At 64.4% G+C, this 13,611-nt stretch carries 13 protein-coding genes; 9 read left to right on the top strand and 4 right to left on the bottom strand.

What is annotated here, in order from left to right; genetic code table 11:
* The first annotated feature begins 60 nt into the window (after positions 1–60).
* Both GobsT_RS23930 and GobsT_RS23925 read left to right on the top strand, forming a co-directional pair.
* Positions 61–1,251, top strand: a complete 1,191-nt coding sequence (locus GobsT_RS23930; RefSeq protein ID WP_010041379.1) for a type IV pilus twitching motility protein PilT — start codon at positions 61–63, stop codon at positions 1,249–1,251.
* Between the two features lie 390 nt (positions 1,252–1,641).
* Entirely contained in the window at positions 1,642–3,009 is a 1,368-nt protein-coding gene (locus tag GobsT_RS23925) for a WD40 repeat domain-containing protein (RefSeq protein WP_029600953.1), read from the top strand.
* 30 nt (positions 3,010–3,039) lie between these two features.
* Here the strand turns inward: GobsT_RS23925 and GobsT_RS23920 are convergent, their stop codons facing one another.
* Positions 3,040–4,425 (bottom strand): PQQ-binding-like beta-propeller repeat protein, encoded by a 1,386-nt coding sequence (locus GobsT_RS23920; RefSeq protein ID WP_010041377.1) that lies wholly within the window; start codon positions 4,423–4,425, stop codon positions 3,040–3,042.
* A 293-nt stretch (positions 4,426–4,718) separates the two neighbouring features.
* On the opposite strand from GobsT_RS23920, the gene ffh reads away from it, so the two are divergent.
* From ffh to tyrS, 6 genes are all read left to right on the top strand, one after another.
* Complete coding sequence (ffh, locus tag GobsT_RS23915; protein ID WP_010041376.1) at positions 4,719–6,164, top strand: signal recognition particle protein; 1,446 nt, start codon at positions 4,719–4,721, stop codon at positions 6,162–6,164.
* 181 nt (positions 6,165–6,345) lie between these two features.
* A complete protein-coding gene (rpsP, locus tag GobsT_RS23910; RefSeq protein WP_010041375.1) occupies positions 6,346–6,651 on the top strand; it encodes a 30S ribosomal protein S16 in 306 nt (101 codons plus the stop codon).
* A 23-nt stretch (positions 6,652–6,674) separates the two neighbouring features.
* A complete protein-coding gene (trmD, locus tag GobsT_RS23905) occupies positions 6,675–7,379 on the top strand; it encodes a tRNA (guanosine(37)-N1)-methyltransferase TrmD (protein ID WP_029600952.1) in 705 nt (234 codons plus the stop codon).
* A gap of 51 nt (positions 7,380–7,430) precedes the next feature.
* Positions 7,431–7,937 carry a 50S ribosomal protein L19 gene (gene rplS, locus GobsT_RS23900; protein ID WP_010041370.1) on the top strand — a complete coding sequence of 169 codons (507 nt, stop codon included), beginning with the start codon at positions 7,431–7,433 and terminating at the stop codon, positions 7,935–7,937.
* A gap of 3 nt (positions 7,938–7,940) precedes the next feature.
* Positions 7,941–8,408, top strand: coding sequence for a YraN family protein (locus tag GobsT_RS23895; protein WP_010041369.1), 468 nt, complete (start codon positions 7,941–7,943; stop codon positions 8,406–8,408).
* Positions 8,409–8,535: 127 nt separating this feature from the next.
* Complete coding sequence (gene tyrS / locus GobsT_RS23890) at positions 8,536–9,750, top strand: tyrosine--tRNA ligase (protein ID WP_010041367.1); 1,215 nt, start codon at positions 8,536–8,538, stop codon at positions 9,748–9,750.
* A 30-nt stretch (positions 9,751–9,780) separates the two neighbouring features.
* On the opposite strand, the gene GobsT_RS23885 is transcribed toward tyrS, so the two are convergent.
* Complete coding sequence (locus GobsT_RS23885) at positions 9,781–11,181, bottom strand: amidohydrolase (RefSeq protein ID WP_010041365.1); 1,401 nt, start codon at positions 11,179–11,181, stop codon at positions 9,781–9,783.
* 137 nt (positions 11,182–11,318) lie between these two features.
* On the opposite strand from GobsT_RS23885, the gene GobsT_RS23880 reads away from it, so the two are divergent.
* Complete coding sequence (locus GobsT_RS23880; protein WP_109570900.1) at positions 11,319–11,513, top strand: hypothetical protein; 195 nt, start codon at positions 11,319–11,321, stop codon at positions 11,511–11,513.
* 99 nt (positions 11,514–11,612) lie between these two features.
* Here GobsT_RS23880 and GobsT_RS23875 read toward each other — a convergent pair whose 3' ends face one another.
* Positions 11,613–12,380 (bottom strand): metal ABC transporter ATP-binding protein, encoded by a 768-nt coding sequence (locus GobsT_RS23875; RefSeq protein ID WP_109570901.1) that lies wholly within the window; start codon positions 12,378–12,380, stop codon positions 11,613–11,615.
* Positions 12,377–13,372, bottom strand: a complete 996-nt coding sequence (locus GobsT_RS23870; RefSeq protein WP_010047694.1) for a metal ABC transporter substrate-binding protein — start codon at positions 13,370–13,372, stop codon at positions 12,377–12,379. The genes GobsT_RS23875 and GobsT_RS23870 overlap by 4 nt, the downstream gene beginning before the upstream one ends.
* Positions 13,373–13,611: the final 239 nt, after the last annotated feature.

Here is a 13,611-nt window from a genome sequence, read left to right as displayed (position 1 = left end):
CCGCCGCGCGGCCGCGGAACTGATCGCGTCATCTCATTCTCGTTCGCCGAGGAGCCACCGATGCCCCCCGCTTCGCCGCCCCCGCCCCCCGCGCCCTACGTACCGATCCCGATCAACTCCCCGGAGCCGGGGCTGAAAGTCGCCACCAGCGTGCCCGGCGAGCCGCAGATCAACCAACTGTTCCGCACGGTGATGCTGCACAAAGGCTCGGACCTGCACCTGAAGGCTGGGCTGCCCGGGATGATGCGGCTCCGCGGCGTCATCCAGAAGATGAACACGCCGGTGCTGACGCAGGAAACGCTGGAAAAGCTGATCTACCCGATCCTGCGCGAGAAAGACAAGAAGATCCTCGACGAGACCGGCGGCGCGGACTTCGCGCACGTCATCGGGAACGACGAGGCCCGTTACCGCGTGAACCTGCTCAAGCAGCGCGGCAAGTTCGCGATGGTGGCGCGGCTGGTGAACCAGTCGATCCCGTCGTTCGAGAAGCTCGGCCTTCCGGCGACCATCGAGAAGTTGTGCCACTTCGAGCAGGGGATGGTGCTGCTGGCGGGTGTGACCGGGTCCGGCAAGTCGACGACGATCGCGTCGATGCTGGACTACATGAACATGAACGAGGCGCTGCACATCCTCACCATTGAGGACCCGATCGAGTTCGTGTTCACGGACAAGATGAGCGTGGTGAACCAGCGCGAGGTGTACCTGGACGTGTGCGACTGGCACACGGCGCTGAAGCACGCGGTGCGCGAAGACCCGGACGTGATCCTCGTGGGCGAAATGCGCGACTCGGAGACGTTTGAGGCCGCGGTTCACGCCGCAGAAACCGGGCACGTCGTGTTCGGGACGATCCACGCCTCGAACGCGTACAGCACCGTCGACCGCATCCTGGGGCTGTTCCCGCCCAGCCAGCACGGGGCGGTCCGTCAGTCGCTGGTGTTCAACCTCCGCGCCGTGGTGGCGCAGAAACTGGTGCCGTCGTGCATCCCGGGCGTGCAGCGGGTGCCGACGAACGAGATCATGATCGTCAACCCGACGATCCGGGACATCATCCTGAAGGGCCAGGACGCGAAGCTGCTGGACGCGATCCGGGCATTTTACAACGAAGGGATGATGGACTTCAACAAGAACCTGGAAGACTTGTGCCTCGGCGGGCGTATCGATAAGGCGACCGCGCTGGAGTTCTCGCCGAACCCCGAACAACTCCGGATGGCCCTGAAGGGCATCAAGGTCGCGGCCAGCGGTCTCGTGTGATGTCGTTCGCATGTGGCGGCGGGATCGCCGATCGGCCCGCCGCCACGCGGCTCACTTCGCAAACGGGTCCTTCATTTCCCCTGCACGCGGCCGCGGCAGCCGGTTTGAAGGCGGACCAGCCGCCGTTGTATCGGTCCAGTAAAAGGTAACCACTTCGTTTGGTGCAGTCCTCACAGTGTCGGTCCTCACGCCCAGTTCATAATGGAGACGCACACTGTGCGTGCCGTTGTTGTTGGATTCGGACTCAAATCGTTTCTGAAGTTGTGGGGCGGCGCGGGGTGGTGAGGCACCACTTGCCGCAGCGGTAACCTTTTGCACCGAGCCGGGAAACGCGCTCTAGGGTTCGGCTGAACCCCCGGAGGCGCGCGCATGACAGACAGACAGGTTACCATGGCTGCCGTCTTCATGGCGTGTCTGCTTGTCGGCGGGGCGTTCCTTGTCACTCGGTTTGAAGCCGAGTTTCAAGCGCTGCTGGGCGGGGGCGGGCAGAGCCGCGGCGGCGAACGTGACTACCCGGACGCGCCGGAGAAACCGGGCGGAGGGGGGAAGTCGGACGGTGAAGCCGGCTCGGGCAAAGGAGGCAGCGCTGGCGGTGTAAGCAGTAGTGGTGGCAGTGGTGCGGCCGCGGCCGCCACTCCTGCTCCGGCCGCGGTTTCCGGTGAAACTCGCAAAGACGCGAAATCCGATCCGAGTGTGAAGGCGAAGGCCGACAAGCCGCGCGACGCGAAAGTCGATGCGCCCGCCGTGCGCAAAGGCCCTCTGCTCGCCCTGTGGGGGGTGCGCGTGTCAGCCGACGCGAGCGCAGAGCGGACCGGAGATTTGCCCGAGAGCGTTGCGGTCGACAACGCGGGCTTCCGGGTTCTGGTGCAGACCGCGGGTGCGGTTAATGTGTGGACACTGGGGGACCCGGCGGTCGTGCGGGTTCGGCCGAAGGACTCGCGCGCAGCGTTGGTCGCTCCGAACGGAGCGCGGATGTACTTTGTTCACGAGGGGAAGCCCGGGTGGAGCCTGGAGACCTGTGACGCAACCGGCAAGCGCGTCGGCGTGTGGGAGCCGGGCGCCGAACGGGCGCGGGGGTTTGGCCCCGTCGGGTTTCACTCCACAACACACGAGCTGACGGTTGGCATCGGGGCGGAGGGCGGCTGCTCGTTCGACACCATTTCACCCACGACCGGCCAGCCCGAACCGACCCGGCGCCTCGTCCAGGGGGCGGACGTACTCCGTGCAGATCTCCTGTTCCCGCGCAAGAATAAAATGTTGCTCCACTTCCCGACCACGGCAGGGAGCGACCGTCCGCCGGGGCTGTACTCGCTGCTCACGGACGGCACCCTGAAACCAGTCGCGGCGGCTCCGGTGGACTCGGTCACGCCCCCGGCACCGTCGCGACCGGTCGTTTCCAACGACGGTCACCGGGCGGCGGTGCTGGACGGGGCTTCCGTAAAAGTCTGGGACATCGAGAGCGGTCGGCAGTTGTTCTCCTGGGAACTGCATTCTCACCGACCGAAGGCATGCTGGCTCGTCGGCGGGCGGCTCGTGGTCGCGGCTACCGGTGGGCTCGACGGTGCTGCGCCGCCGAGGACGATACTCCAGATGTACGACCTCAGCTCGTTCAAACTGGTGGGGCAGTTCCAGCCCAGCGACTACGCTCTGCCCGAAGCGGTCTTCGCGTTCAGCCCGGACGGCAGCAAGCTCGCACTCGCCGGCCGGGACGAGGCGGCCCTGGTGGACGCAGGCGTTGCGTTCGGTCCGTCGCGGTGACGGGCCGAACTGCCGCGGGCTCACCGTATGCTACTCTTTCGCGAGCGAGTAGCAGATCAGCTCCTTGTCGTTGCGCACGAACACGCACTTGTTGGCGAACGCAGGGTGCATCCACACCACCAGCCGGCCGCGGCCTGCCATCGTGTTGGTCGGGTCGATGAGGTGCGCCCGGTCCAACTCTTCGTACCCCTTCGGAGTGAGTTTCGCAATGATGAGGTCGCCCTGCTCGTTGAACAGGAAGTAGCGGTCCCCCTGCGGGATCAGGAACGCGAGCCCCCAGCGCTCCTTGTCGCTCGGTTCGTCGTTTTCGGCGATCGCTTTCGGGGTGCGGGCGCCGCGCGTGGCCCGCATGGACTCCCACACCCGCTTGCCGGTGCCAGTCTCGATGCACCGGAGCTGCCCGTAGCTGCACACGCCGTAAATGTGCTCGCCCACCACGACGGGCGTCGCCATGATCGAACTCAGGTCGGTGGTGAGGTCCGGGGTTTCGCCGCGGGCCTTGCTCTTCCACACCACGCTGGCCTTGTCCGCACCGACCTTGAGAAGCAGCGAGCCGTTGTAGAACGAGGTTACGAACAGCTTGTCCTCGCCCACCTTGCGCGGCGTCGGGGCGGTCAGCGCGTACTTCACCTCGAACGGCACGCGCCACAGGAGCTTACCGGTGTCGGGCTCCAACCCGACCACCGCCCGGGTGTGCCAGACGATGAGCTGGCGCTTGCCGCCGAACTCGTAAATCATCGGCGGGCTGTAGCCGAAATCGCCCTGGCAGTTCTGTGAGGTCCAGAGTTCCTTTCCGGTCTTCTTGTCGAACGCGATCACCAGGCGGTCATTCGTCCCGCCGACGAGGCAGATCAGCTTGTCCCCATCGACGAGCGGGTGCGACGAGAAGCCCCACACCGGGAGGCCGGCGTCGTAGTCCTTCATGAAGTTCTTCGACCAGGCCACTTTGCCGTCGGCGACCGTGACGGCTTTCAGGTCCCCCATCGCGCCGAGCGTGTACACCATGTCCCCGTCAACGGTGGGGGTGCAGCGCGGCCCGGCGGCGTAGCTGATCGTGTAATCGACCGGGTAATCCGTGGACCACACCGGCTTGCCGGTGGCGGCATCAAGGCACTGCACGCGCTCCTTGCCCGGCACCCGGGCACCCTTCGCGAACCCGTCGCTGGGCACTTTCGCCTTTTCGGCCGGCACGAGGTCGATGACGAACACCTTGCCGCTCGCGACCGCCGGCCCGGCGTACCCGACGCCGATGTCGGCTTTCCACGCGATCTTGGGACCGCTGGCCGGGAACTTCTCGACCAGCCCGTCCTCGCGCCAGGTGCCGTCGCGCTTCGGCCCGAGCCACTGCGGCCAGTCCTCGGCGCCCACCGCCCCGGCACACACACCGAACGCGACAACGGTCAGCAACACACGCATAACGTCTCCGGTGCGAAAGCGGGATACCGGCGGCCACGGGCGAACGTGGAAGGCACGGACCAGTGACCGCTCACGTTCGACCGGAGCGGTCCCGTGTCGGTCCTGGTCCGGACGCGAACCGTTTCGGTTCTGATCTGCGTTTTCTGTAACAACCTGTGGCCGCGTTCGAGTCTTTATACCCGCGAGAACGGCCCGGCTTTCGGTCCCGTTGAAGCCGACTCGGCGTTGTCTTAAAGTAAGCTGTCGGCCCCGCGGCCGCCAGCACACTTACGAGCCCCGTCAGGCAGAACCACATGTTCGAAGGCATCACCAAATCGCTCGGCGACGCGCTCAAGAAGCTCCGCGGGCGCGGGCGGTTGACCGCCGAGAACGTGAAGGACGGCCTCCGCGAGGTCCGCCGCGCGTTCCTCGAGGCGGACGTCAACTTTACCGTCGCGACCGACTTCATCGCGCGCGTGGAGGCGAAGTCGCTGGGGCAGGACGTGCTGGCCCGGGTGGACCCGTCCGAGCAGATCGTCAAGAACGTTTACGAAGAACTCGTCGCCCTCATGGGGCCGGTGGACCACAAGATCCCCCAGCGCGCCGACCGGCCCGTCGTGCTGATGCTCTGCGGGCTCCAGGGGGCCGGTAAGACCACCACCGCGGCCAAATTGGCGCTCACACTCAAGGGCCAGAACCGCAAGCCGATGCTGGCGGCGGCCGACCTCCAGCGGCCCGGGGCGGTCGAGCAGCTCCGCACCCTGGGCGAGCAGATCGGCGTGCCCGTTTACAGCGAGGCGACCAACCCGGTCGACGTGTGCCGCAACGCCGTGGCCCAGGCGAAGAAGACGCTGTGCGACTGCGTCATCCTCGACACCGCGGGGCGGCTGCAGATCGACGACGCTCTGATGGACGAGCTGAAGCGCATCGACAAGCTCGTGAAGCCCGACGAGTGCTACCTCGTCGTGGACGCGATGATCGGGCAGGAAGCGGCCAACGTCGCCAAGACGTTCAACGACGCCCTGGAGCTGAACGCCTGCATCCTGACCAAGCTCGACGGCGACGCCCGCGGCGGCGCGGCGCTGTCGATCAAGGGCGTCACCGGGGTGCCGATCAAGTTCGTCGGGATGGGGGAAAAGGTCGACAAACTCGAGGACTTCGTCCCCGAACGCATGGCGGGGCGCATCCTCGGCCAGGGCGACATGATGGGCGTGGTCGAAAAGATCGCGAGCATCCAGCAGCAGATGTCGCAGGAGGAGCTCGCCGCCCAGCAGGAGAAGATCAAAAAGGGCGAGTTCACGATCGACGACTTCCGCAAGCAGTTCGAGCAGATCGCCAAGATGGGCATGAAGGACATGATCTCCCGGATGCCGGGGATGTCCGAGATGATCCCCGAGGGCGAGGACCCCGAGGTCGCGCTGAAACGCGTCCAGGGGATGATCGACTCGATGACCAAGAAGGAGCGCGCCGACCCCGACATCATCGACACCCCGCGGCGGCGCCGCATCGCGAAGGGGGCCGGCGTCGAGCCGCACGAGGTGAACCAGTTCCTCAAGCAGTTCGGACAGGTCCGGGTACTGATGAAGCAGATGGCGTCGATGTCGCTCTGGCAGCGGCTGAAGATGGTCACCGGGATGGGTAAAATGGGGGCCTTCCTGCCCGGCGGGATGGACCAGATCAAGACCAAGGGCGACACCGGGCATCGCAAGAGCGCCAAGGAGCGGGCCGAAGACCGGAAGAAGAAAAAGAAGCGAAAATAGCTCACAGCACCGAAAGCCGTCCGTCCCAAGTCGTAAAGTCGATCCCAGGGGCCGCTCCGGCCTTCGACTTTACGACTTGGGACTTTACGACTTTCGACGACTTACTAAGATTCCTGTTCTGGGCAGAATGACGGCATCGTAGGGGATATCGACAGTGGCAGTTCGCATCCGGATGAAACAGATGGGCCGTACCCACCGGCACTACTACCGCATCGTGGCCATCGACCACCGCCAGCCGCGCGACGGCAAGGTGATCGAGGAGCTGGGCACCTACGACCCGCACGTCAAGGAGAAGGGCGACCGCGTGACGCTGAAGCCCGCCCGCATCAAGTACTGGCAGAGCGTGGGCGCGCAGGCGTCCGAGCACTGCGCCGCGATCTTCAAGAACTTCATGAAGAAGTGGGAAGAGATCGAGGCATCGGCTGCCGCCAAGGCGGCGGAAGACGCCGCCAAGAAGGCCGCGGAAGCCAGCACGCCGACCGGCTGAGCTGAGTCCCGATGAACCGCACCATCAGGTTTGACGTTCTGACGTTGTTTCCCGGCATATTTGACGGGTACGTGCGTCAGAGCCTCCTTGAGGATGCGATTCAGGCCGGGATCGTTCAGGTCCATGCCTGGAACATCCGCGACTGGACCCAGAACAAGCACCAGCGTGTGGACGACCGGCCGTTCGGCGGCGGCCCCGGGATGGTGCTGAGCGTGCAACCGGTCGTGGACTGTGTGGCGGCCGTGCGGGCCAAGGCGGAGCCGCCCGGCAAAGTGGTGATGCTCACCCCCGCGGGCGAACGCCTCACGCAGCGGGTGGTCGAGCGGTTGGCCGGAGAGCCGCGGTTGCTGTTGCTGTGCGGGCGCTACGAAGGGTTCGACGACCGCATCCGACAGTTGTTGAACCCGACCGAAATTTCGGTCGGCGACTTCGTGTGCAACGGCGGCGAAGTCCCCGCGATGGTCCTGATCGACACCGTCATCAGGCTGATGCCCGGGGTGCTGGGCGATGAACAGAGCGCCGCGGATGAGTCGCACAGCGAAGACGGAAGGTTGGAGTACCCGCAATACACGCGACCGCGGGTGTACGAAGGATTGGCCGTTCCCGACATCCTACTGAGCGGGAACCATCAAGCGGTCGCAAAGTGGCGGCGCGAGCAGAGCGAACTGCGGAGCCGCGAGCGAAACAAACCGGGCGACGCCATTGCGCCGCCCGGGTCCGACAGCTAAGTTCAATGTGACGCGCGGCCGGCACGCGCCGCGGAAAGGGAAAGGTGGGGTATGATCTCGCCCCTCATGCAACTGATCGAAACCGGGACCGTTAAAAACGACATCCCGACGTTCCAGGTCGGCGACCGCATCGAAGTTCACCAGAAGATCCTGGATGGCGCCAAAGAACGCGTCCAGGTGTTCGAGGGGGACGTGATCGGTCTGAACCACGGCGGCGCGCGGGAGAGCGTGACCGTTCGCCGGTTGGTCCAGGGCGAGGGCGTGGAGCGTATCTTCCCGATCCACTCGCCGCGCATCGCCAAGATCGTGGTCATCAAGGCCGGCTTGGTCCGTCGCGCCAAGCTGTACTACCTCCGCGACCGCGTGGGCAAGGCGACCAAGATCCGCGACGACGTCAAGCGGCAGGCGAAGATCGACCAGGATCTGAAGGTCGCGGCGGAAGTTGCGGCGAAGGCGGCCCGCGAGGCGGCCGAGGCCCAGAAGGCCACCGGCGGCGAGAGCAAGTCGGCCGCGAAGAAGCGCGCCCGCAAGGAAGCCGAGGCCGCCAAGAAGAAGTAAGCCGTGCCCGGCACCGCATCTGCACCTGCCGACGACGAAAAGCCGCCCCCGGGCGGCTTTTCCCGCTGGCGGTGGTGGAAACGGTGGTTCGGCCGCCGCAGCGAGCGTGCCGCCGCGAACTACCTCCGCGGGCTCCGTTACCGCTTGCTGGCGGCGAACGTGAACGATCGGGACGGTGAACTCGACTTACTGGCGATTGATGGCGAAACGCTCGTCATCGTTGAGGTCCGCTCAACTTCCAGTGCCCGCCCCGACGCGATCGAACAAACCGCCGCCTCGGTGGACCTCCGCAAGCAGCGGAAGATCACCGAGGCGACGTCGCGTTTCCTGGGCCGCCGACGCCTGCTGGGTCGGATCGCCGTTCGGTACGACGTGCTTGTGATCGCTTGGCCGGAGCACGCCCGCGAACCCGCCGTCCGGCACATCCGTCATGCTTTCGAGTCCACCGGCCGCTTCCAATTCTTTACTTAAACAAACCGATTTCACCGCAGAGGGCACGAGAGAACGCAGAGAAGAAGAGAAGAGAGAGTATTGCTCATTCTTTCTCTCTGTGCCATCTCGTGCCCTCGGTGGTGAAATCGGTTTTGCGGAGCCAGTGATGTCGTTCCCCCCGGTTGACGAGCAACTCGCAGTTCTGACGCGCGGCGCGGCGCAGTTCGATGGGTCGATGCGCGAGGAACTGAAGAAGAAGCTCGAAAAGAGCTTCACCAGCGGCAAGCCGCTCCGGGTGAAGTACGGCATCGACCCGACCGGGTTCGACGTTCACCTCGGGCACACGGTGCCGCTCCGCAAGTTGCGCCAATTTCAGGAGTTCGGTCACACCGCCGTTCTCATCATCGGCACCGCGACCGCGGCGGTGGGCGACCCATCCGGGCGCGACGCGAGCCGGCAGGGCTTAACAACCGAGCAGATCGACAAAAACGCTCAGACGTACCTTACGCAGATCGCGAAGGTGGTCGATGTCAGCAAGGCCGAGGTGCGGCCCAACGGCGAATGGTTCTCGAAGTTCACCTTCGCCGACATGCTGAAACTGCTCGGGCACACGACGATGCAGCGGATGATCGAGCGCGACGACTTCACGAAGCGCATCAAGGCCGGGGCCGCGATCTACCTGCACGAGTGCCTGTACCCGCTGATGCAGGGGCACGACTCCGTCGAGATCCGCGCGGACGTGGAACTCGGCGGCACCGAACAGCTTTACAACCTGATGGTGGGCCGCGACCTTCAGCGGGCCGCCGGCCAAGAGCCGCAGATTTGCCTCACGATGCCGATCCTTCGCGGCACGGACGGCGAGAAGAAGATGGGCAAGAGCGTCGGGAACTACATCGGGCTGAACGAACCTGCCAAGGACATGTTCGGCAAGACGATGCGGATTCACGATGAACTGCTCACCGAGTGGTACGCCTTACTTACGGACCGGTCGCACGAGGACGTAACCCGACTCCTCACGACACCGCTGGAAGCCAAGAAAACGCTGGCGGCAGACATCGTGCGCTTCTACCACGGTGAAGAGGTTGCGTCCGCGACGCGCGCCGACTGGGATAACGCGGCGAAGAACATTGACCCCGTTAACATTGACGACATCAGCATACCTGCCGACAAGATTAAAGACGGCGCGATGCTGGCCGTCGACCTGATCGCCGAAACGAAGCTGACAGCAAGTAAAAGTGAGGCGCGGCGGAAGATCGAGGAGGGGGCGTTCAACTACGGTCCCGGCCGCACCAAGCCCGCCGACGTGAAGGCGACGGTCCCGGTCACTGACGGACTAGTCATACGCCTCGGGCGGAAGATCCTGCGGGTGCGGCTCGGCTGAGTCGCACGCGGGCAGTTCGACCGTATCCCGTTACTTCTCTTTCGGCAGCAACTTCATGGCAGCGAGGCTCATCGTCCGTACACCCGTGCGGATGCTGGGCTCCGGGACCGGAGCGTAAGCATCGGTGTGCATTCCCGGTAGGCGCGGCGCTTCGGGCTTTTGGGCCGCGTCGTACTTCTCCTTTGAAATAGTGCCGATGAAGTAAATGAAGATCGGCGTTTTGCCCTCCGAATAACGGCTGAAGTCTTCCGCCCCCATCACCGGCTTGCGGTTGCCGCGAACGCTCTCTGCGCCCAGAATCTCGCGGAACAGACCGCCGCACTTCTTCGCCAAATCGATGTCGTTGTAAGTCGCGGGCGTGAACTCATCGAGGCTCACCTTCACTTCCGGGGCGGGCGCGTTCGCGCCGAGAGCGGCGGCTTTGGCGATGCGGTCGATGGCCTTCAACACGCGGTCCCGCGTGGCGGTGGTCGTGGTCCGCACGGTAAGCTGGAGCTTCACCTCGTTGGGGATGATGTTGTGCTTGGTGCCGCCGTGGATCGAACCCACGGTCACTACAACGGGGTCGAGCGGATCCGTCTCACGACTTACAATCGTCTGTAAATCCAAAACAATCCGCGCGGCAAGAACAATTGGATCAATCGTCACGTGCGGGGACGCACCGTGCCCTCCCTTCCCTTTCACCAAAATGTCGACGGTATCGGAGTTGGCCATTGCGAGTCCCTCGGAGTAACCAAGGGTGCCCACCGGATAAAGCGGGTCGGAGTGTAGCGCGAGGGCATAATCGGGTTTCGGAAACTTGGTGTAGAGCCCGGCGTCGAGCATCTGCTTCGCGCCGGCGACGATCTCCTCAGCCGGTTGGCCGATGAACACCACGGTGCCGCTCCACTGGTCTTTCAACGCCGCAAGGACGCGAGCCGTTCCGATCCAGCTCGCCATGTGAATGTCGTGCCCGCAAGCGTGCATCACCCCCACCTCGACGCCGTCGCGGTTTTTCACGCGAACCTTGCTGGCGTAGGGCAGTCCCGTTTGTTCTGTGATCGGTAACGCGTCCATGTCCGTGCGAATCAGTACGACCGGCCCGGGGCCATTCTTCAGCACCGCGACCACGCCGTTTCCTCCTACCTTTTCGGTAACATCACAGCCGGTTTTCCGCATCTCGTCTGCGAGACGCTTTGCGGTATTCACTTCCATGAGCGATAGTTCGGGATGCGTGTGAATGTGCTGGTAAAGGGCCACGAGCTGCCTGATCTCGCCGTCCAGTTTCTTGTCCACGGCGGCGAGCCGGGCTTGGACCCACTCCGGTGCTGCGGGGGGTGATTTCGGAACCGGTTGCGCCGGTTGTGGGGTGGAGGTCGGTTGTGGTTCGAGGCCGGAAACGGTCAGCACCGAGAGGAGTGCGGCGAGCGTGGCGAGCGGACGGTGGGGCATGGTGGGGCCTTTCGGGTCGGGAGTGAGTCGCACGGTCGCTGGCGCGCGAAACGGGTGGATTTCGGGGTTCAAGGCCACTTGGCGAACGTAAAGTGGATGAGACACTCTGTGTTTCGGGTCACAAGGAGAGGAGCGCCATGATGTCCGCCAAAACTCTAACAGTCCAGCAGCGCAAATCGATTTTCCACGCCCTCGTCGAGGTACAGGACTCCAAGACCTTGACGATCGCGGAGTCCAAAAAGCAGGTGGCGTCGCAGTACCACATCACGAAGGAACAACTGGAACTGATCGAGCGGGAAGGGGTTGCGAAGGATTGGCCGCCGCTGGCATGAGTTCGCCTGCGTATGGAATCCAGAGGGCCGAGGGCCGCGGAAGCACCAGTCGCTTCCGCGGCCCTCGGCCCTCTGGATTCCATACGCAGGCCGCGTGCGTCAGCTACTGAAGCGGTGCGGGAACAGGCTCATTTCGGCGCCGAACACGAGTGACATGTTGATCGGCGTAAGAACTTCTCCCGGCGGTCCCTGGCACTGAATCGCGCCGCCCCGCAAGCACAGCACGTCGTGCGCATGTGCTTGAACCATGTTCAGGTCGTGCGACACGAGCAGCACAGTAACGCCGGTCTCGCGGTTAATGGTCGCGATCAGGTCGTAGAACTTTTTCAGCCCGCCGAAGTCGATGCCCGCCGCCGGTTCGTCCAGGAGCAGCAACTCGGGTTGCGGTTCCAGCGCCAGCGCCAGAAGGACGCGCTGGAGTTGCCCGCCCGACAGCCCCTCGACCGGTCGGTTCAGGCAGTTGTCCACATCGACGCGTTTCAGCATCTCCAGGCTTTTGGCCGCGGTCCGCTTCGAGATGCCGAAGAACAGCGGGCGCCGCGACAGCGTCAGCGCCAGGAAGTCCCCGACGGTTAGCGGGAGCCGGGCGTCGAGTGTGAGGCGCTGGGGCACGTACCCGATCGCCTCCGGGTACGGCTTGGAGTGGTCGTGCCCGCAGTGGAACTTGATCTCGCCCTTGTGCGGGTACTCGTTGACCAGCGCACGCAGGAGAGTCGTCTTGCCGGACCCGTTCAGTCCGATCAGTGCCGTGATCGTGCCGCGCTTGATGTCCGCGGTCACGTTCCGGAGGATCGGCCGCCCGCCCAACTCGACGCTCAGGTTGCGGAGCGACACCAGCGGCGGCGCCGGCGCTTCGGGCTTGATCATTTCATCTTCTCGGCGAGCCGGTCGATGTTGTCGCGCATCTTCTTTTCGTACCAGTCCGGGGTCAGTTCGTCGGGGCGAACCGTTTCGAGCGTGTCGAACTCGACGAGCACCGGGTCCGTGACTCCGCTGTTTACGAGTTCTTTTCGCAGAATCTCACCCTGAGAACTGGTCGAATACTGCGGTTCGGTCAGGATCACCCGAACCGGAGAGGTTTTCTTGGTGCAGATCCGGATCAGCTCCGTCATTTCCTTGTTGCTCACGTCCTGGCCGGGCTTCTTCGTCAGCACCCCGCGGACGTTGAGCTGGAAGCACTCCTCGAAGTAGGCCAGCGAGTCGTGGAACGAAACCAGCTTCTTGTCCTGCTTGTCTTTGAACTTCTCGGTGCCGTACGCCTTCACCGCGTTGAGCTTCTCAATGTACGCCGCCGCGCGGGCGTCGTAACCGGCGGCGTGCGCCGGGTCCTTGGATTTCAGCTCGTCGCGGATGAACCCGACCAGCTTCGCCGCGTGCGTCGGGCTGAGCCAGACGTGCGGGTCCGTGTCGTGCTTGTGGTCCGCGCCGTGATCGGCGTGCGTGCAAAACCCTTCGCACAGGTCCTTCTTGTCGAGCTGCTCGCCCAGCTCGATGATCTTCATGTTCTTGTTGCCGGACCTGGTTCGCATCACCTCCGCCTTCTTCTCGTCGAGCCCCAGGCCCACGACGAAGAAGAGGTCGGCCTGGGTCACGAGCGCGATGTCGTCGGCCGTCGGGTCGAAATCGTGCGGCCCTTTCGAGGTCATCACGTTCTTGACGATCGCGTCGTCCCCCGCGACGCTCGCCGCGAAGCTGTACAGGGGCGCGAACGACACCACCACCTTCGGCCCGGCGTGGTCGGCGGGCCAGTCGTTTTGCCGCTTTCCGTCCGGCGTGCCCGAGCACCCGGGCACGAGCAGCGTGATCGCTGCGATCGCCGTCACCAGGCCGGTCGCCTTCAGCAGGAGCACGCGGTTCATTGCGAGCCTCCGTCGAGAGGGATAACGTCGTAATACCGAGATGATTTTACCGCGGACGAGGTTTGAAGACAAGGTACACGAGATCAGGAAAGGCCAGCGGACCGGCTGCGACGGGGCAGGGCGGATGATGCGGGATGTATGGGTTGTCCCGGTACGAGACGGGGCTTCGCGCTCGCTGCGCAAATTTGGTTTGAGTTCGGCTGCGGCTACGGCCGATGTTGCTCCGGTGCGAAGTACCG

Origin of the sequence: Gemmata obscuriglobus, from assembly GCF_008065095.1 — a bacterium.
GTDB classification, from domain to species: Bacteria; Planctomycetota; Planctomycetia; order Gemmatales; family Gemmataceae; genus Gemmata; species Gemmata obscuriglobus.
Note: the sequence above shows the minus strand (reverse complement) of the source record. Positions and strands in the feature narration are given on the sequence as shown.

What these genes read in the sequence shown, in the direction of transcription:
- GobsT_RS23930 (WP_010041379.1), top strand. Translation starts at nt 61, where the DNA reads ATGCCCCCCGCTTCGCCGCCCCCGCCCCCCGCGCCCTACGTACCGATC.
- GobsT_RS23925 (WP_029600953.1), top strand. Translation starts at nt 1,642, where the DNA reads ATGGCTGCCGTCTTCATGGCGTGTCTGCTTGTCGGCGGGGCGTTCCTT.
- GobsT_RS23920 (WP_010041377.1), bottom strand. Translation starts at nt 4,425, where the DNA reads ATGCGTGTGTTGCTGACCGTTGTCGCGTTCGGTGTGTGTGCCGGGGCG.
- ffh (WP_010041376.1), top strand. Translation starts at nt 4,719, where the DNA reads ATGTTCGAAGGCATCACCAAATCGCTCGGCGACGCGCTCAAGAAGCTC.
- rpsP (WP_010041375.1), top strand. Translation starts at nt 6,346, where the DNA reads ATGGGCCGTACCCACCGGCACTACTACCGCATCGTGGCCATCGACCAC.
- rplS (WP_010041370.1), top strand. Translation starts at nt 7,431, where the DNA reads ATGATCTCGCCCCTCATGCAACTGATCGAAACCGGGACCGTTAAAAAC.
- tyrS (WP_010041367.1), top strand. Translation starts at nt 8,536, where the DNA reads ATGTCGTTCCCCCCGGTTGACGAGCAACTCGCAGTTCTGACGCGCGGC.
- GobsT_RS23885 (WP_010041365.1), bottom strand. Translation starts at nt 11,181, where the DNA reads ATGCCCCACCGTCCGCTCGCCACGCTCGCCGCACTCCTCTCGGTGCTG.
- GobsT_RS23880 (WP_109570900.1), top strand. Translation starts at nt 11,319, where the DNA reads ATGATGTCCGCCAAAACTCTAACAGTCCAGCAGCGCAAATCGATTTTC.
- GobsT_RS23875 (WP_109570901.1), bottom strand. Translation starts at nt 12,380, where the DNA reads ATGATCAAGCCCGAAGCGCCGGCGCCGCCGCTGGTGTCGCTCCGCAAC.
- GobsT_RS23870 (WP_010047694.1), bottom strand. Translation starts at nt 13,372, where the DNA reads ATGAACCGCGTGCTCCTGCTGAAGGCGACCGGCCTGGTGACGGCGATC.